The organism is Bacillus sp. AFS012607, from assembly GCF_002558005.1.
Taxonomy (GTDB): domain Bacteria; phylum Bacillota; class Bacilli; order Bacillales; family Bacillaceae_G; genus Bacillus_A; species Bacillus_A thuringiensis_S.
This window is the reverse complement of record NZ_NTVM01000045.1, coordinates 15,010-32,427: the sequence shown is the minus strand read 5'-3', so window position 1 is coordinate 32,427 and position 17,418 is coordinate 15,010. Positions and strand designations below refer to the sequence as shown.

Below are 17,418 nucleotides of genomic sequence, written 5' to 3'. Positions count from 1 at the left end.
TTTGTTGTGAGGCGCCAAATAATTCTCTTGTTTGTGTGTGCCGCTATAATAATTGGAGCTATAGTTGTGACTAAATATTATAAAAAAGATGACCAATGCATCGTGGTTGGTAAGTATTCAAGAGGTATTATCGTAGATCAAAATAACGAACCTATATCTAATGTGAAAATATATGAAGATTCAATTGAAGAAAGTAAGGAACGCAGTATTTCAAATGCACAAGGTGAATTTGAAATACTAGATGGGGTTTGTGGTGAGATTGTTTTACAATTAGTTACTCCAGATGGAGAAATCTATACGAGAAAATATGATAGTAAGTATATACCACAAGTAATAGAACTGAGTTATAAAAAGTAAGGGGAATTACATGTAACCATTACAAGGAACTGAGTTTAATTAATATTTTTTAGAGCACTCAATAGCTGAGTGCTCTTTTTATTTATGACATAAGTGTTTAAAATGGAAATAAACTACCAATTAATGATACTCTTAAAGTATAGCTTTTATTTTGAATAGGAGGGCGATGGAGTCTATGGCGGTACGTATAGTCGATGATTTACAGCAATTATCATTGTTACTTATGTTTTTAAGTACACTCATATTTTACAGATACTTAAAGAAGGTTAAACGAGAGAGAAAACTGACTGGCTTTGAATGGACAATGTATTTTGTCACTCAATTTGCGACATTAATTTGGGCAATTACTTATTTTATTAAACACTTAGCTGAATCATAAATACTAATCAATCTAGTTTACTGTTATCTATTTGGGGTATAAATATAGTCCGTATCTAAATCAATGACAACATTGCTAGTGACGTCTTCTTGTAGTAACTTTGGATTTTTTTTGTAATAATATCGTACACAAAATAAGCGTAGCAGATCCTCATTAGATATCTCTTCATTTCTTACATTTAAATACATCGTTATTAATTCGTTAATAGAACAGTTACGGCCAATAACATACTCGTTTATTCTATATCCATCAAATTCAATTATCATGTTATCACTGTTGGGTGCTAGCCAACGTTATAGCTTTAATTTTGGATGAATCTATTATACATTGTTTGAAATTTAGTGAGAATATATTTTTATAAAGTGAGAGGATATGAATGGAACAGTATAAGTTAGTTTTAGAAGGTGCGAAACAACTTAAGTGGGAACCGGGTAAAATTAGATCCGTACAGGACGATGAAATTATTGTTAAAACAATTGCAGGAGCTATAAGCATTGGGGCCGAGTTACCACAGTATAATGGATCCGATGTTACGGATACGAATCCTTTTTATCCAAGAAAAACTGGATATGAAAGTTATGGTGAAGTGATTGAAGTTGGTAATAAAGTAACACATGTAAACGTAGGCGATAAAGTAGTTTTTTTATGGACATGAAACAATAGGGATAGTTAAGGGGCATAAAGTAATTCGAGTGCCTAGTTCTATACAACCTAAAGTTGCTTTATTATCTATTCTTTCGTGTGATGCCGCTAAAGGAGTATTGAAACTAAACCCGCAACAGGATGAAAAAGTACTTATAACTGGAATGGGAGTTATTGGTTTACTCGCTTGTTATTTCTTAAAATACTATGTAGGCGTTGAGCACGTGGATGTTGTTGAGCCTAATAAAAATAGAAGAGATTTTGCAAAGAATTTTGGTGCGAAAAACATATATGATTCAGAAGAAAAAATAATAGAAACATATAATTATGGTTTCGAATGTTCTGCTACAAATAGTGGATTTCATGCATTGCAAAAAGCTCTTAAAACTAATGGACAAATATGTATACTTTCTGATGGTAATAATGAGATTATTGCATCAGACGGGATAAGCTCGTTTATACATGTTGAAGATGCTGCAAGAGCTACTATGCTAGCCCTTAATTGGCCTTCAGGAATCGTAAATATTGTAGATAATTATCCAGCAACTAGTAAAGAATGGTTACCAATATATGCAGCAGCGATAGGGGCACCTCAGCCTAAAGTTCAAGATGGGAAAAATAGTTGGGAAAGAGGAGCTTCCAATAATAAGGCACGTAAAGAGTATGGTTGGATACCTTTATTTCCATCATGGTCTGAAGGATTTAACAACTTAATAGGTAAGTAAAACACACCTTTAATGGGAATGATAGTAAAATACACCATTAAAGGATTGGGTAGTTATGAATATAATTTTGGAAAGTATTATATTAACTTTTACTGGAATAATTGTTTTGAAAATGACAGGTAGTACATCTGCCAGCCAAATGACAAGAGCTGAAATCATTATAGTTGTATCAATTGGCCGTATTATTGTAGAACCTGTATTAAGTAGAAAAGTAGTCCCATCTATATTTGCGGCTATCATATTTGCAAGCATATTACTTATCATTCATTTCTTTGAATTGAAATCAAGGAAGGTGGAACAATTCCTAAATGGAAGTAGCATTATAATTGTTGAAAACGGAGAGATTGTAAAAGAGAATTTGATGCAGGCAAAAATGTCGGAACAACAACTTTATATGCAATTAAGAGAAAAAGGGATTCATGACGTAAAGAGTTTACAGCAAGTTACAGCGGAACCGAATGGGCGTATTGGTTATCAATTAATAAAAGAAGCACAACCAATAACTTTAGAAATGTTAGAAAAAGTATTAGATCGGTACAATATAAAAAGATAATTTCTCATGAGAAACAGCCAATACTACCATAAAAATATTGGCTGTTTTTTTATTTTCTATAAACGTAAGGATTAATAAAATAGGGTAGATTTTTAACCAATCTTTATATTAGATATAGGCTTATTATTATGCTATATTCAATGGAGCTACGATGACTAAGGTAAGTGGTATGAGTAGAAGAAAAAACTGTATAGCAAATACAAAAATGCTTTTAATTTGATACTAAAAATGGATTGAAAATAAGGAGATAGATACATAATGGAATTTTGGGAATCAAGTTTTATTGAAAAACAAACGATGTGGGGATTTGAACCTACAGAATCTGCAATTTGTACAAAAGATTTTTTCCTTGAAAAGAACGTTAAGGATATATTAGTTCCTGGTATTGGATATGGAAGAAATGCAAAGGTTTTTATCGATAATGGTATAAATGTAACAGGTATTGAGATTTCAAAAACAGCCATTAATTTAGCAATGCAAAATGGCCTAGAAGATATTAGTATCTATCACGGTTCGGTAAATGAGATGCCTTTTGATAACAAATCATATGAGGGTATATATAGTCATGCACTTCTACATTTGTTGAATAAGCAAGAGAGAGAGCAATTTATTAAAGGTTGTTATAATCAGCTAAAACCAGGTGGATATATGGTTTTCACAACTGTTTCTCAAAAAGCCCCAATGTTTGGGAAGGGGAAACAGTTGGATAAAGACTATTTCGAAATAATGGAAGGCGTAAAAATGTTCTTCTATAATTCTGAATCTATAAAACGAGATTTTAATAAATATGGACTAGTACAAGTTTCCGAAATTGATGAACCAAATAAGAACATGGAGAATAAACCTTCAATAAATTTCTTAATGATAAAATGCCAGAAAGAACTATAAATAAAAGTTTTTAAATATTTCTAAAGATATTTATATATTGATTATGCACAAATATAAAGGACAAGCATATAGTATAAATACCTCTTAACTTTAAGTAACCTTAACTTTCGTTAATAGGGTATCTCAAAATCCCCGAAAAGAGCACTTGCGGAAACAAGTGCTCTTTTATTTGGAATTTTAAACCATAAATATTGCATAAAATGTTAAACTTGAAAAGAGTACTTTTTTTTATTTAAAACTGTAGTATATGAATGGAGTGTTATTGAATGCAAACAAGAAAAGCATATCTATATGTATTTGACACGATGTCTGATTGGGAATACGGACATTTAATTGCTGAACTTAATACAGGAAGATATTTCAAAAAAGATGTAGCGCCTTTTAAAGTAGTAACAGTTGGAATAAATAAAGAAACGATTATTTCAATGGGGGGCTTGAATATAAAGCCGGATATTTCCCTAGATGAATGTATCCTTGAGAGTAACGATCTATTAATTTTACCTGGAGGGAATACTTGGAGTGAAGAAATACATAAACCTATTTTGAAAAAAGTTGGTGAAGCCTTAAGGCTTGGTACAATTGTGGCTGCCATTTGCGGTGCAACTATAGGTCTTGCAAATTACGGTTACTTGGATTCTATAAATCACACAAGTAATAATTTAGATTATATGAAAATGGTTTGTCCTACTTATAAAGGAGAAAATTTTTATGAAGTAGGACCTGTAGCATCCAGTGAAAATCTTATTACTGCATCGGGTGTAGCACCTCTAGAATTTGCCATGGAAGTATTAAGGAAATTAGATGTATTTGCGCCGGATACACTTCATTCATGGTATAAATTGAATGAGACTCATGAAGTGGAATATTTCTTCCAGTTAATGAATTCAATTAATAGCTGAGTAGTATTTCGAATGAAAATTATATTTTAGATGATGCGAAAACTAATAACAAAATAAAAGGTAAGGGTATTCCTATGAATATATGAGGAAATATTCTTACTTTTTATAGTGTTATTTCTGAACGACAAACGTAATGGCATTTGTTTTTAATTGAACGTGTCTTTCATTACGAACTATATTATAAGCTAATTCCTTTATTTCAACTTTTAGTTTTTTCCATTCTTTATAAATGCTTTTTAAAGCACTTATCATTTCTTCGGTTGAAAGATTAATTTCAATTAAAGCTTCTAATTCTTCATTCGTTATTGAATCAATTTCTTGTATGTTAGAGTTAATAATTAAACAATTAATACCGCCGTTTTTTGTACCTCTTTTCATAGATTGGAGTACATTTTTAAAATCTTCTTCTGATTTGACATGTTCCAAACTTGATACTGCAACGATATAGTCATAAGTATTAGATCTAATATGATAGTTTTCAATTGCTGCTTGTTCTGTTTTTATAACCTCGAATACGTCATGTTCTTTGCTATAAATTTGTAGCTTTGTTAAAGCGGAATCAAGTAAATCAACACATGTAACAGTTCCGCTAGCATTTTTAATCTTTTGTGCAATTGGAATGCTATTTCTACCGACGCCAGAGCCAAGATCAAGCACTTGTAATTTGTTTTTCTCTTCAAAGTAGTCCATTAAATCCATAACTGTTTTAACCGGCTTGTGAAGCCAAGATCCAGTTTCAAATAGTTTATATTGTTCATAGCAAAGATCGTGATATTCCTTTTCTTCTTGTCTTATGTAATCGATACGGTTCATATTGTGTCAGTTCCAATATTTTCATTACAAAATGAATAGGTGGGGCAGCCTTTAACATTTGTTTGAATTCGAAAAATACCACCAGCATGTGGATACTGTTTTAATTCGTCATCCGTCATTCTTGTTCTGGCTGTTGTAACATATAAATCAGTTAAGTTAGGCCCACCAAACGTACATGATGTTACATATAACGCAGGAATTGGAATACTTAATATTTGTTCTCCAGTAGAGGGATTCCATCTAGTTATTTTTGAACCTCCCCAATGTGCAATCCATAAACAACCTTCTTCGTCAATTGTCATACCATCAGGTAGACCGTCATTTTCAGAGAAAATGATTACATCACTTGGATTATGAATTTCTCCAGTACGTATATTATATTGATAGCGAACCACTTTTTTAGTAGGTGTATCTATAAAGTAAAGGTATGTATGATTAGGTGACCAAGCCATTCCGTTTGAAGTATTTACATGTGAAATTTTTTTCTCTACACTCAAATTATTATGTAAACAATATAAGGAACCTGCAGCATTAATACCGTATGTATCTGTAGTACCTGCCCAGAAACGACCAGCGGGATCACATTTTCCATCGTTAAAACGATTTTCTATTAAATGTTGTTCGGGGTCAAAAATATGTGTCAGTTTTTCTGTATTTACATTAATAGAATAAAAGCCGTTTTCCATAGCTAAGAGTAGTACATCCTCTAAATATGGAACAACACAGCCAATTTGTTGATTGAGAGCAATTACTCGGTTCGTATTAGCGGTAGGATTGTATATGCATAATTTTCTCTCCATAATATCAACCCAATATAAAAGTTGCTTTTTTTCATTCCAACATGGTCCTTCAGCTAAACTTGCTTTAGCATCTAAAACTAATTCTATATTACTGAACAAGATGTTCACCTCGCGTTATAAGATATTAATATAATTCGATAAGAATAGAGGTAAACCTTTTAGTCAAAGGATATTAAAATTTATAATGTAGAAAAATGACCTTCTCACAAGTGATTAAAAAAGTGTATAAACAAGGAGAGGAAAATGCATATGATGTTTTATGAAATTGTTTGCTTTTCTTGTAAGAATATATTTCGTGTTTACGAAGGTAGTGAAAAATATAAGCGATTTAAAGAGAAACCAAAAGGGGCATATTGTTGTGATGAGTGTAGCCACAAAATTCAATTAGAAGCGATAAAGAATTTTTTTAGATAATTTTACGATTTCGATTGGGAAAAGTTTGACAATAAAAGTGTTATAAATTATCATATTAAAAAACTAATATTTAAGGCATAGAAGAGAAGAGTAGTTAAGAAAGAATACGTACAGAGAGCTCTGGTAGCTGAGAAAGAGCGGTATACATCTTAACGAAAAAAGACTTGGAGCTGCGCAAGGAACTAATTTATTTAGGGATGGTGCGACGGGTTCTCCCGTTATAGAGATAGGGTATAAGCATATTTTGCCGTACCTGAAGAGGTTAGTATGGTGACATATTAACAAACTGAGGTGGTACCGCGAAGCTAACAACTCTCGTCCTCAAGATGAATAATCTTGGGGGTGAGAGTTTTTTTTGTTGCATAAAACTGGAAATTAGAAAACAAAAAAATAATTGAGGTGAGTAATATATGCATTGGGCGTATGAAGTAGCACATGAATTAATTAGGAAACATCCAAATAAAGAAACGTTTGTTTGTGCATCTGGAATTAGTCCGTCAGGTTCTGTTCATATTGGGAACTTTCGTGAAATCGTAACGACTTATTTCGTAGTAAGAGCACTTCAAGATTTAGGGAAAAAGACTCGTTTTATATTTTCGTGGGATGATTATGATAGGTTTAGAAAAGTTCCAAAAAATATTGATCCATCTTTTGCAAAGTATATTGGTATGCCATACTGTGATATTCCAGATCCGTATGGATGTCATAACTCGTATGCGGAGCATTTTGAAAAAGAGTTTGAAAAATCGCTTCAAGCATTTGGAATTGGAGTGGAATTTATTTATCAACATGATGAATATAGAAGCGGAAGGTATAACGAAAATATATTAGAGGCTTTGTATAAACGAAAAGATATATATGATATTTTAATGGATTTTAAAACTGGAGAGTGTAGTGAAGAAGAGCGAGAGAGCTTTTATCCAGCTACATTATATTGTGAGAGGTGCGGGAAAGATACAACAACTATTACACATTTTGATGAAGTATTAAAAACAATCCGGTATGAATGTGAATGCGGAAATGAAAAAGAGTTATCCGTATTAAATACAAATAAAATGAAACTAAATTGGAAAATCGATTGGCCGATGAGATGGATGATAGAGGAGGTTGTTTTTGAGCCGGGTGGCAGAGACCATTCATCAGAAACGGGTAGTTATAATGTATCAAAAGAAATTGCAAGGAAAATATTCAATCGTGAAGCTCCTCATTATGTTGCTTATGATTTTATTGGAATTAAAGGCAATCATGAAAAAATGTCTAGTTCTTCAGGAAATAGTATTACACCTAGTGAGTTGTTAAAAGTGTATTTACCAGAAGTAATTCTGTTTATGTTTGCAAAATATAGACCAAACGCAGCTTTTCATATCGGTCTTGATGAAGATGTGATTCGCAATTATACAGAATATGAGCGATTGAAAGATAGTTATGAAAATAAAACGCTCAAAAATGAAGATTTACTTGATGCAATTAAACTTTCTAGAGTTACTATCGGGTTTAAAGAATATCCGAAATTTAATCAAGTAGCAGGAACGTTACCATTATTAAATTTTGATTCAACTATTTTACAGGGGATATTAAAGAAAATAGATAGGAGCTATGCATTAGATGAAATGAGAGCGGTGAGTAATCGCACAGAGTATTGGATAAGAAATTTTCAATCTGAAAAATTAATTGCGGTAAATCAAGAGAGAAATACAGAGTTTTACAACACATTGGATGAAAGACAGAAAGAATGGTTAGTAGAAGTTTGCGATATACTTCGTTCTAACAAAGATTACTCTCACTTAATGGAGCAATTATATGCGATTTGTCATCATGAAAATAAAAAAATAATGAAAGAAAATCAAAAACAATTATTCACTATTATATATAAGCTCATTATGAATCAATCAAATGGTCCTCGTATACCATTATTAATACATGTAGTAGGCATAGAAAATTTCATCACACTATTAGATTTCTAAAACACAGTTAAAAGCAACGCAAGTACCAAAATTTCTAAGTACTTGCGTTGCAAATTTTACTATCGTGAATACATTTTCGGACATTCATCACCACTTGGTTCATAAAAACAATGGCTTTTAAACTGTCCTACAAATGGCTGATTATACCATTCAGGCGGACAAGCTCCAACTGGACGGAAATACCAAAGAGCCCATCGTGCAGGCCAGCGCCATTGACCTTGTAAAACTTTTCGTGCGATTTCTTTTTCTGATTCACGAGCGCGTTGATAAAAATATCCATATTGTACTGCTTCAAATCCGCCGGGGCTTTGATATACAGCGTCTCGTACGGTACGGAGTTGTTTAAAATCTAAGCAATCACAAAATACACGGTTTACTACAACGCATCCAACTAACTCCTCACCTTGGCGACCTTCGCCTTCAGCTTCAGCACGAATTAATCGAGCTAGTAAATCAACATCACTTTCGTTGTATGGAATAAGGGGCATAGTGATACCACCTTTCTGTTATAGTAAAGAGTGTATGTTATAAAACAATCTGCGTGCTTTTTTACATGAAAATAACATTTAATTTTAAGAGGAGCTTGTATAAAAAAAGCTAATTAGTAATAGTAGATAAATATAAAAGGGAGAGGTATTATGTATCGAATTCATAAAGACCATATCATTTACTCAATGTCACCAGAAAATAAGCCGTGTATGGAAGTAGAAATTGGGAGCAGTCTTGTATTTGAAACATATGATTGCTTTGAAAATCAAATCGATTCTGAAGATGTTGTGTTACAAGAATTAGATTGGAACCGAATTAATCCAGCGACTGGACCTGTATATGTTAAAGGAGCAGAACCTGGCGATATATTAGTCGTAACGATTGAAAAAATTGAAATTGCAGAGCAGGGCGTTTTAACTACAGGTGCAAACCTTGGTGTAATGGGTGATGAGTTAAATGAAAATACAGTGAAAATTGTCCCAATACATAATGAATATGTTTTGTTTTCAAGTGAACTACAAATCCCGATTAATCCAATGATTGGGGTAATTGGTACTGCACCGAAAGAAGAGAGCATTTCATGTGGCACACCGCATGATCACGGCGGGAATATGGACTGTAAAGAAATTAAAGAAGGAACAACACTACTACTACCAGTTAATGTCCCAGGAGCACTATTAGCATTAGGTGATTTACACGCAGCAATGGGTGATGGTGAAATTGGTGTTAGTGGTGTAGAGGTTGCTGGTGAGGTAACGGTAACAGTTCAAACGATAAAAGGAAAACAATGGCCATTACCAATGGCTATTCAAAAAGAAAAAATGATGACGATTGCTTCAGAGAAATTGTTAGATGATGCAGCAAATCGTGCTGTACGTAATATGGTGACATTTTTACATGAAGAATTAGCAATGTCTAAAGCTGATGCAACGCTTTTATTATCGGCAGCAGGTAATTTAAAAGTTTGCCAAGTTGTGGATCCGCTGAAAACAGCGCGTATGGAACTAGGAATGGATTATGTGGAGAAACTAGGATTTACTTTTAGTAAATTTCATATTAAATAGATAAGGGACGAAAAAGGATACTTTCGTATAAAAGCATCCTTTTTTTAATTTACTGATTTTGTGAAAAGAGGTAGTATTTATTTTATATAAGTATATTTGAGATTGTGGATTAAAAAGGAGTTCAATAATGGTCAAAATTATGATTGTAGAAGACGATATGAAAATTGCAGAACTATTATCGACACATGTTGCGAAATATGGTTATCAAGGAGTTATTGTATCGGACTTTCAAAATGTATTAAACATTTTTTTAGAAGAACAACCAGAGTTAGTTTTATTAGATATTAATTTACCGAGTTTTGATGGGTACTTTTGGTGTCGTCAAATTCGCGGAGTTTCAACATGTCCGATACTATTCATTTCGGCCCGTGAAGGCACGATGGATCAAGTTATGGCGTTAGAAAACGGTGGCGATGATTTTATTCCGAAGCCTTTTCATTATGAAGTTGTAGTGGCGAAAATTCGTAGTCATTTAAGACGTGCATATGGAGATTATGCACCGAAACTAGAAGAGCGAATGATTGAGCAACAAGGCCTTTGTTTATATCCTGAAAGGCTTGTATTGAAACTTAGAAACGACGAAATTGATATAACGAGAAACGAAGCTATTTTATTAGAGACATTAATGAAAAATTATCCGCGTGTTGTGAGTAGAGAAGTGTTACTTAATAAATTATGGGATAGTGAATCTTATGTTGATGATAATACATTAAGTGTAAATACAACACGTGTGCGTAAAAAGTTACAAACGTTACATATAGAAGGTGCGATTGAAACGATTCGTAGTGTTGGATATAGATTGCACATTACTTGGGATAATGGTATAGAAAAATGATAAGGTTGTTTATACGTGATCATATACCAGTTATTTGCTTTACCATAATTCAACTACTAGCTATATTTCTCGTATATTGGTTTGATGGGCATAATCATATTACAACGGCGTTATACGCAATGTTTCTAGGTGTTTTCTTTATGGGAAGTTATTTAGTGTTTCGTTATTTTACACATCGTTCTTTTTATGAGCGCCTAGCAAACCCGATGCAATCTTTAGATGAATCTGTTCAAAAATCTGATTTTGCAGCTGTATCGGCTGCTCTTCAAGAACTACTTGAGGTGCAATATCGACATTATCAAAATCAGCTGCAAATACAAGAGAGAAAAAATAATGACCATTTAACCTTTATGAATCAGTGGATCCATCAAATGAAAACACCTTTATCTGTAATAGAATTAATTACACAGGATGAAGTAGATTCACGTTTTGAAAGTATAAATGAGGAAACAGACCGATTAAAAAAGGGATTGGAAATGGCTCTATATGTCGCACGATTAGAAGCGTTCACACAAGATTTTTATGTAGAAAGGGTACAACTACATAAAATAGTGAATGATTCGGTACATGAACATAAACGTTTCTTTATACGGAATTTTGTATATCCAGAGCTTGAAATTGATAAGGACATTACTGTAGAAAGTGATGTGAAATGGTTAAAGTTTTTAATCGGACAAATACTATCGAATGCGATTAAGTATTCATCAGGTAGTAGAGAAAAGATTAAAATGAAAGCTTGTAAGGAAGGTAATACCGTTATACTTGAAATTGCTGATAATGGCGTAGGTATACCGAAGCAAGATTTACCAAGAGTATTCAAACCTTTCTTTACAGGAGAAAACGGTAGAGATTTTAAAGAATCAACAGGAATGGGGCTATATCTTGTATATGAAATTACAAAACAATTAGGACATAGTGTGGAAATCCATTCAGAAGTTGGTAAAGGTACGGTAGTGCGAGTAATATTTTTTAATGTGTAAAAAGTAATCAAGGCTAAAGAACTTTGGAGATAAGTTTTTTAGCCTTGTTTTGTACCCTTGATAACATTGGAGAATGAAATATTCTATAGATAAGAGAGGCAAAATGAACCCAATAAGAATAAATGTAAGACTACATACATGAACCATTTTTTATAATAAAAATAGAATCTTATAGAAGTTGCGAATGATAGGAGGCTTGAAATGGATATTCGTAAAATGAAATATTTCATAACGGTGGCAGAAGAATTAAACTTTAGTCGTGCAGCAGAGCGTCTTATGATGGCACAACCGCCTTTAAGTCAAGAAATTCGAAAATTGGAAGAAGAATTAGGAGTTCAACTTTTTCACCGGACAAAAAGGATGGTTGAGCTTACCGAGGCGGGGAAAGTCTTTTTAGAAGGTGCTAGGCAAACATTACTTCAAGTAGATAGAACGATTAAAGAAACACAGCTTGCAGATGAAGGGAAAATCGGGCATTTAATCATCGGTTTTGTCGATTCTACAGAAACAGTTATAGGCATATTAAAAACATTTCGAGAACGTTTTCCAAAAATTCAGCTCATATTACGTGAGATGACAACAGACCAACAAATAAAAGCGCTTTACGAAAAACAAATTCATATTGGATTTATTCGTTCGGAGCAAAATAATGAAATATTATCTTCTGAAGTTTGTTCTGAAGAGTGTTTAAAGTTGGTTTTGCATGAAAATCACCCTTTCGTTTCGTTACCTAATATTTCAATCAAATCATTAGTGGAGGAACCATTCATTTTATTTCCTCGTCATTTCGGTACAAATTTTTATGATTTAATTATTAGTTACTTTTGGAAATATGGGGTAAGTTTAAATATTGTTCAAGAAGCAGTTCAAATGCAAACGATTGTAAACTTAGTTGCAGCTGGAATGGGGATTTCTGTCGTTCCATCCTCGGTGGAAAGCTATAAAAAATCAGGAGTGATGTATAAAGATATTCTAGAAAATACACCGGAAATAAATTTATATGCTGGATGGAGGAAGGATGAAAAGTCTGTCGTGTTAAAGAACTTTTTAACAGTTGTTAGAGAGGTTTATATGACTTCCCACAGCCCATCTTTATAGGATGGGCTGTGGGAAGTTGGCAAGGGGTGTTTATTTATAGATAAAACTTACTCATGATTCAACCTGTTTTACTAGTATCATACTCAGCGAAACCTTTTAATACACTGTCAATCTGATCCATAATTTCAGGTTGCAATTTAACACTAGAAGCAATTACATTTTCTCTTATTTGTTCCGGATTTGAAGCACCAATAATTGCAGAAGAAACAGCTGGATTTTGTAATACCCAAGCAACTGCGAGTTGAGATAAGGTAAGGTTAATTTCTTGTGCGATAGGTTTAATTTCCTGGATAGCGGTAAGCACATCATCACTCATCCAACGTTGCACGAGTTTGTCAAAAAACGGTTTTCCAGCATCGGAGTTAGCACGCGATTGATTCGGTAATGGTTTACCAGGTTGATATTTTCCTGTAAGAATACCTTGTGCAAGTGGCGACCATACGATTTGGCCAAGTCCCTCACGTTGACATGTTGGAATCACATCAGTTTCAATAACTCGCCATAACATCGAATATTGAGGTTGGCTAGCGATAAATGGAATGTTCAATTCGCGTGCAAGTGCTGCACCACGGGTAATTTGTTCTGATGTCCATTCGCTTACGCCTAAATAGAGAACCTTACCTTGTCTTACAAGATCTGAGAAAGCTAACATTGTTTCCTCAAGAGGAGTTGTTATATCAAATCTATGTGCATAATAAATATCGATATAGTCTGTCTGTAATCGTTTTAACGATGCATTACAATTTTCTATAATATGTTTTCTTGATAATCCACGATCATTTTTTCCAGGACCGGTCGGATGGCATACTTTTGTACATAGTTCTATACTTTCTCGGCGTATACCTTGCAAAGATCGGCCAAGTACTTCCTCAGCTATCGTGTCCGAATAAACATCAGCAGTATCGAACGTTGTAATTCCAACATCTAGTGCGGCTTTTACACAATCATTTGCAGTATCTTCGTTTACTTTTCCACCATGGTTTATCCAGTTCCCGTATGCGATTTTACTTACTGTTAATCCACTGTTTCCTAGTTTACTAAATTCCATTGTAGAACCACCCCTTAAAAATGATACCTTTATTATAAGAACTGAAATTTAGTATGTATAATATATGATTTATGATGAATTTATATAAAATTTATATAAGAGGGAATGCTTACAATTTTATTGCTAGGGAAAGCTAAAGCAAGTAGTACAACAAATGTGGCTGATACTTGTTCGATATGAAGTGAAGAAATAATGAATAGACCTTAAAAGAAAGCAATCTTTTTTAGCAGCACAAATAATTGCATTTACTCATACAGTACTATTATGGTACAATATGGTTACTAATGAGGGAAAGGAATGATGGGTGGACAATGATTAACTAATCTTATTTTTAAATGTTGAAATTCAATAAATTTCAATTTCTAAAAAATAGGATTAGTCTGCCCGATTTCCATACAACGGTATTGCTATTTATGTTGCGTAATAGCTTATTTGGGTGTAAATATTTTAACGACTAATCCTGCCAAATTTATTTGGGAGGATTTTTTTATTCTCCCTTAATGAAAGGGATCGGTATTATGAAAGAACTATTAAAATTAAATGATGTTTATGTTGAAATAAAAGAAAATATGTTGTTAGAGAAAATGAATGTGACAGTAAAACAAGGGGATGTTATCGGACTAATTGGTAAAAACGGTGCTGGTAAATCAACGTTACTTCAATTAATAAATGGAAAGATTGAGCCTTCAAAAGGGATTGTTGAATGGCAGCAAATGAATATGACAACCGCATATGTTGAGCAAGAAATAGAATCTTTTATTAGTAACGATGTAATTGCAAAAGAAGCAGAACTGCTTGCGAAATGGGGCGTGCCAACGAACGATTTTCATACTTTAAGTGGTGGTGAAAAGTTAAAAATTCGATTAGCAAAAGGATTTGCTAAAAATCCTAATGTCTTAATATTAGACGAACCGACAAATCATTTAGATGAAATGAGTACGGAATTTCTCATTAAACAAATAAAAAATATGAAAGGTACAGTTATCGTTGTATCGCATGATCGATATTTTTTAGATGTTGTTGCAACAAAAATATGGTCAATTGAGGACAAAAAATTAATTGACCATAGTGGTAATTATACAAGCTACATGAAAGCACGTGAGCAAAGAAGGAAGTCGCAGCAGCGAGAATATGAAAAGCAGCAAAAAAAGATAGAACAAGTAGAAACACATATAAAAGAATTAAGTTCATGGTCACAAAAGGCACACGCGCAGTCTACAAAACAAGAAAGTTTTAAAGAGTTTTATCGTGTAAAAGCGAAACGAATGGATGCGCAAGTGAAGTCAAAAAGAAAACGTCTCGAAAAAGAGCTGGAGAAAACGAAAGTAGAACGTGTGAAAGAAGAGTATTCAATTGAGTTCTCTATTCAAGCGAGTAAAAAAGTAGGAAAACGCTTTTTAGAAGTAAAGCAATTAAAAAAAGAATTTAATGGAAAAGCATTATTTGAAAACGTTAATTTTACAATTCAGCACGGTGAGAAAGTTGCAATTGTTGGACCAAACGGTAGCGGGAAAACAACATTACTGAAGATGATTATGGGAGCGGAAACTGCTGAAGGAGAAATATGGATTTCACCATCTGCAAACATCGGTTATTTAACACAAGAGGTTTTTGATTTGCCACTGGACAAAACGCCAGAAGATTTATTTTTTAAAGAGACGTTTGAAGAAAGAGGAAAAGTCCAAAATTTAATGAAACATTTAGGGTTCCAAGCTTCTCAATGGAAAGAGCCGATTGAGCATATGAGTATGGGAGAAAGAGTAAAATGTAAGCTAATGGCTTATATTTTAGATAAAAAAGATGTACTCATTTTAGATGAACCGACGAATCACTTGGATCTACCTTCACGTGAACAACTTGAAAATACATTAGCTGAGTATAACGGAACATTAATAATTGTTTCTCACGATCGATATTTTCTAGAGAAAACAACTAACATAAAACTCGTGTTTTTAAACAATACGATACAAAAGCAGCTAGAAGAACCTACTAAAACAAGAGATAATATTGAAGAGCTACGTTTAACGTTAGAAACAGAGAGACAAGAAGTATTAGGGAAATTAAGCTTTTTAACTTCTAACGACAAAGAATATAAAGAACTTGATGAACGATTTATAGAACTTACGAAGCAGATAAAGGCGTTATAACGTAAGTAAGGGGAATTAACATGGGAGAAGAGAGTTCAACTAAGTTATTTAGAATAGATTGTGGAGATATATACTTGCAAGGGTTTATGGTCAAAGATGCAGAAAGTATTTATAAAATAGCCAATCAACCGGAAATAGAAAAGTTTTTACCAGACTGGAAATCGACGAAAGAACAAAGGGTGGATTGGATTGCAAATTATGAAATACCAGCAAACAAAGCATTTCTTGAGGCAGTGAAAACTACGAATAACATAGATAATCATATGTTAAAGCTAGGAATATTTAAGGAAGCTACAAATGAATGCATTGGATGGTGCTGCACAGGCATGAAAGAAGAACTCCCTTCACCAAACAGAGAGATAATGTATGCTATCTCAAATAAACATCAAAATCATGGCTATGCTACAAAAGCGACTAAAGGCTTAATTGACTATTTGTTTAAAGAAACAAATTTAATTGTCCTTAACGCAATTACTTTAATTAACAATGTACCATCAAATAAAGTTATTAAAAAATGCGGGTTTACTTATTTGAGTGAACACAAGATAGCAAATCAACTATATAATCATTATGTATTGAGTAAATCTGAATGGATAAAAAATATTGTGCAGTAAAAGGAATTAATACGAAATCATAAAAAAGCTTAGAGCTAAAACTCTAAGCTTTTTTATATTCATTTTATCCCGCATAGGTACCTTAATCTTTATCATTCACGAATGTTTACACATTTTAGTAATAAGTAAAAAAGGGGATATTAGCTTAACATTTAGTAAAAGGTTTTTTGGGCTAAATACAAATGCAGTCTTATCCAAAACGAGATTTTGGGTCTTTATGAGCTTGCCTATTATTGTATTATCAGTAGTACCTGCCATGATGTCGTTCTTTGTATCAGGAAATATTAAATCAATTTTATTATTTATATGTTGGATAAACACATTCATTTCCGCCTCAGATATTTACAATTCGTTTTTGATTGCAATGAAACCGAAGCACTCATTTTTTTTGCAGAGGTTATTATAAAGTGAAATAGTATTTAATGGGTAACTCAAATATGCTTTAACTACATACAGCAGTTAAAATATAATATTTGAAAGTAAAAAGACCGATAAAAATCGGTCTTTTCATATTAATAAAATTAAGATTAGAAAATAGCATTGTAATTCAAACCAATATGCAAATATTATAAGATAGATATGCTTTGTTTATAGATTGAAAATAGGTTTATTATCAGTTTTTTTAGAAATCTTACAAGCGTGTAAGATAAATGAAAGATGAATCAATATGAGCTGTAAGACAATTCATTTACACTCTATAGTGAGCGGT

General features: G+C 32.9%; 20 protein-coding genes, 1 pseudogene and 1 other annotated feature. Of the genes and pseudogenes, 16 read left to right on the top strand and 5 right to left on the bottom strand.

Annotated features, from left to right (window positions below; translation table 11 throughout):
- The first annotated feature begins 6 nt into the window (after positions 1-6).
- Positions 7-357 carry a hypothetical protein gene (locus CN409_RS29465; protein WP_001254188.1) on the top strand — a complete coding sequence of 117 codons (351 nt, stop codon included), beginning with the start codon at positions 7-9 and terminating at the stop codon, positions 355-357.
- A gap of 175 nt (positions 358-532) precedes the next feature.
- Entirely contained in the window at positions 533-736 is a 204-nt protein-coding gene (locus CN409_RS29460; RefSeq protein WP_000290889.1) for a hypothetical protein, read from the top strand.
- A gap of 23 nt (positions 737-759) precedes the next feature.
- On the opposite strand, the gene CN409_RS29455 is transcribed toward CN409_RS29460, so the two are convergent.
- Positions 760-1,002, bottom strand: coding sequence for a hypothetical protein (locus tag CN409_RS29455; RefSeq protein WP_043333358.1), 243 nt, complete (start codon positions 1,000-1,002; stop codon positions 760-762).
- Positions 1,003-1,112: 110 nt separating this feature from the next.
- Here CN409_RS29455 and CN409_RS32480 point away from each other — a divergent pair, with 110 nt between their 5' ends.
- From CN409_RS32480 to CN409_RS29435, 5 genes are all read left to right on the top strand, one after another.
- Entirely contained in the window at positions 1,113-1,391 is a 279-nt protein-coding gene (locus CN409_RS32480) for an alcohol dehydrogenase catalytic domain-containing protein (RefSeq protein WP_002162791.1), read from the top strand.
- Positions 1,392-1,428: 37 nt separating this feature from the next.
- Positions 1,429-2,103, top strand: coding sequence for a zinc-binding dehydrogenase (locus tag CN409_RS29450; protein ID WP_002082729.1), 675 nt, complete (start codon positions 1,429-1,431; stop codon positions 2,101-2,103).
- A 55-nt stretch (positions 2,104-2,158) separates the two neighbouring features.
- A complete protein-coding gene (locus tag CN409_RS29445) occupies positions 2,159-2,656 on the top strand; it encodes a DUF421 domain-containing protein (RefSeq protein WP_001021412.1) in 498 nt (165 codons plus the stop codon).
- A 258-nt stretch (positions 2,657-2,914) separates the two neighbouring features.
- On the top strand, positions 2,915-3,544 hold the full coding sequence (locus tag CN409_RS29440) for a class I SAM-dependent methyltransferase (RefSeq protein WP_000397582.1): 630 nt from the start codon (positions 2,915-2,917) through the stop codon (positions 3,542-3,544).
- A 266-nt stretch (positions 3,545-3,810) separates the two neighbouring features.
- Positions 3,811-4,443 carry a type 1 glutamine amidotransferase family protein gene (locus tag CN409_RS29435; protein WP_001194778.1) on the top strand — a complete coding sequence of 211 codons (633 nt, stop codon included), beginning with the start codon at positions 3,811-3,813 and terminating at the stop codon, positions 4,441-4,443.
- 111 nt (positions 4,444-4,554) lie between these two features.
- Here CN409_RS29435 and CN409_RS29430 read toward each other — a convergent pair whose 3' ends face one another.
- A complete protein-coding gene (locus CN409_RS29430; protein ID WP_001079445.1) occupies positions 4,555-5,256 on the bottom strand; it encodes a class I SAM-dependent methyltransferase in 702 nt (233 codons plus the stop codon).
- Positions 5,253-6,155 carry an SMP-30/gluconolactonase/LRE family protein gene (locus CN409_RS29425; protein ID WP_097982075.1) on the bottom strand — a complete coding sequence of 301 codons (903 nt, stop codon included), beginning with the start codon at positions 6,153-6,155 and terminating at the stop codon, positions 5,253-5,255. Before CN409_RS29425 ends, CN409_RS29430 begins: the two co-directional genes overlap by 4 nt.
- A gap of 144 nt (positions 6,156-6,299) precedes the next feature.
- On the opposite strand from CN409_RS29425, the gene CN409_RS29420 reads away from it, so the two are divergent.
- Together CN409_RS29420 and lysS are read left to right on the top strand one after the other, a co-directional pair.
- The gene (locus tag CN409_RS29420) at positions 6,300-6,470 is read left to right on the top strand and encodes a DUF2197 domain-containing protein (RefSeq protein ID WP_000551042.1); all 171 of its coding nucleotides are present in this window, start codon (positions 6,300-6,302) and stop codon (positions 6,468-6,470) included.
- 69 nt (positions 6,471-6,539) lie between these two features.
- Positions 6,540-6,796, top strand: a binding site (T-box leader).
- Positions 6,797-6,880: 84 nt separating this feature from the next.
- Positions 6,881-8,434 carry a lysine--tRNA ligase gene (gene lysS, locus CN409_RS29415; protein ID WP_016098563.1) on the top strand — a complete coding sequence of 518 codons (1,554 nt, stop codon included), beginning with the start codon at positions 6,881-6,883 and terminating at the stop codon, positions 8,432-8,434.
- 59 nt (positions 8,435-8,493) lie between these two features.
- Here the strand turns inward: lysS and CN409_RS29410 are convergent, their stop codons facing one another.
- Positions 8,494-8,922: a cell wall hydrolase gene (locus CN409_RS29410; RefSeq protein ID WP_001128402.1), complete on the bottom strand. Its 429-nt coding sequence runs from the start codon at positions 8,920-8,922 to the stop codon at positions 8,494-8,496.
- 150 nt (positions 8,923-9,072) lie between these two features.
- Here CN409_RS29410 and CN409_RS29405 point away from each other — a divergent pair, with 150 nt between their 5' ends.
- The 4 genes from CN409_RS29405 (at position 9,073) to CN409_RS29390 (ending at position 12,900) form a co-directional block, all read left to right on the top strand.
- Positions 9,073-9,987 (top strand): acetamidase/formamidase family protein, encoded by a 915-nt coding sequence (locus CN409_RS29405; RefSeq protein WP_000285670.1) that lies wholly within the window; start codon positions 9,073-9,075, stop codon positions 9,985-9,987.
- A 127-nt stretch (positions 9,988-10,114) separates the two neighbouring features.
- Positions 10,115-10,822 (top strand): response regulator transcription factor, encoded by a 708-nt coding sequence (locus tag CN409_RS29400; protein ID WP_000238995.1) that lies wholly within the window; start codon positions 10,115-10,117, stop codon positions 10,820-10,822.
- Entirely contained in the window at positions 10,819-11,802 is a 984-nt protein-coding gene (locus CN409_RS29395; RefSeq protein WP_002082724.1) for a sensor histidine kinase, read from the top strand. Before CN409_RS29400 ends, CN409_RS29395 begins: the two co-directional genes overlap by 4 nt.
- 201 nt (positions 11,803-12,003) lie before the next feature.
- Positions 12,004-12,900 (top strand): LysR substrate-binding domain-containing protein, encoded by an 897-nt coding sequence (locus tag CN409_RS29390; protein WP_000354655.1) that lies wholly within the window; start codon positions 12,004-12,006, stop codon positions 12,898-12,900.
- Positions 12,901-12,958: 58 nt separating this feature from the next.
- Here the strand turns inward: CN409_RS29390 and CN409_RS29385 are convergent, their stop codons facing one another.
- Positions 12,959-13,948, bottom strand: a complete 990-nt coding sequence (locus CN409_RS29385) for an aldo/keto reductase family protein (protein WP_000395976.1) — start codon at positions 13,946-13,948, stop codon at positions 12,959-12,961.
- Positions 13,949-14,466: 518 nt separating this feature from the next.
- Here CN409_RS29385 and abc-f point away from each other — a divergent pair.
- From abc-f to CN409_RS29370, 3 genes and pseudogenes are all read left to right on the top strand, one after another.
- Entirely contained in the window at positions 14,467-16,095 is a 1,629-nt protein-coding gene (gene abc-f, locus CN409_RS29380; protein ID WP_086390340.1) for a ribosomal protection-like ABC-F family protein, read from the top strand.
- Between the two features lie 20 nt (positions 16,096-16,115).
- On the top strand, positions 16,116-16,709 hold the full coding sequence (locus tag CN409_RS29375; protein ID WP_000503550.1) for a GNAT family N-acetyltransferase: 594 nt from the start codon (positions 16,116-16,118) through the stop codon (positions 16,707-16,709).
- 55 nt (positions 16,710-16,764) lie between these two features.
- Positions 16,765-17,125, top strand: a pseudogene (locus CN409_RS29370) (DUF3267 domain-containing protein); the annotation flags it as partial.
- Between the last annotated feature and the right edge of the window lie 293 nt (positions 17,126-17,418).

Coding starts and splice junctions, on each gene's coding strand:
- CN409_RS29460 (WP_000290889.1), top strand. CDS start 533: ATGGCGGTACGTATAGTCGATGATTTACAGCAATTATCATTGTTACTT.
- CN409_RS29455 (WP_043333358.1), bottom strand. CDS start 1,002: ATGATAATTGAATTTGATGGATATAGAATAAACGAGTATGTTATTGGC.
- CN409_RS32480 (WP_002162791.1), top strand. CDS start 1,113: ATGGAACAGTATAAGTTAGTTTTAGAAGGTGCGAAACAACTTAAGTGG.
- CN409_RS29445 (WP_001021412.1), top strand. CDS start 2,159: ATGAATATAATTTTGGAAAGTATTATATTAACTTTTACTGGAATAATT.
- CN409_RS29440 (WP_000397582.1), top strand. CDS start 2,915: ATGGAATTTTGGGAATCAAGTTTTATTGAAAAACAAACGATGTGGGGA.
- CN409_RS29435 (WP_001194778.1), top strand. CDS start 3,811: ATGCAAACAAGAAAAGCATATCTATATGTATTTGACACGATGTCTGAT.
- CN409_RS29430 (WP_001079445.1), bottom strand. CDS start 5,256: ATGAACCGTATCGATTACATAAGACAAGAAGAAAAGGAATATCACGAT.
- CN409_RS29420 (WP_000551042.1), top strand. CDS start 6,300: ATGCATATGATGTTTTATGAAATTGTTTGCTTTTCTTGTAAGAATATA.
- lysS (WP_016098563.1), top strand. CDS start 6,881: ATGCATTGGGCGTATGAAGTAGCACATGAATTAATTAGGAAACATCCA.
- CN409_RS29410 (WP_001128402.1), bottom strand. CDS start 8,922: ATGCCCCTTATTCCATACAACGAAAGTGATGTTGATTTACTAGCTCGA.
- CN409_RS29405 (WP_000285670.1), top strand. CDS start 9,073: ATGTATCGAATTCATAAAGACCATATCATTTACTCAATGTCACCAGAA.
- CN409_RS29400 (WP_000238995.1), top strand. CDS start 10,115: ATGGTCAAAATTATGATTGTAGAAGACGATATGAAAATTGCAGAACTA.
- CN409_RS29395 (WP_002082724.1), top strand. CDS start 10,819: ATGATAAGGTTGTTTATACGTGATCATATACCAGTTATTTGCTTTACC.
- CN409_RS29390 (WP_000354655.1), top strand. CDS start 12,004: ATGGATATTCGTAAAATGAAATATTTCATAACGGTGGCAGAAGAATTA.
- CN409_RS29385 (WP_000395976.1), bottom strand. CDS start 13,948: ATGGAATTTAGTAAACTAGGAAACAGTGGATTAACAGTAAGTAAAATC.
- abc-f (WP_086390340.1), top strand. CDS start 14,467: ATGAAAGAACTATTAAAATTAAATGATGTTTATGTTGAAATAAAAGAA.
- CN409_RS29375 (WP_000503550.1), top strand. CDS start 16,116: ATGGGAGAAGAGAGTTCAACTAAGTTATTTAGAATAGATTGTGGAGAT.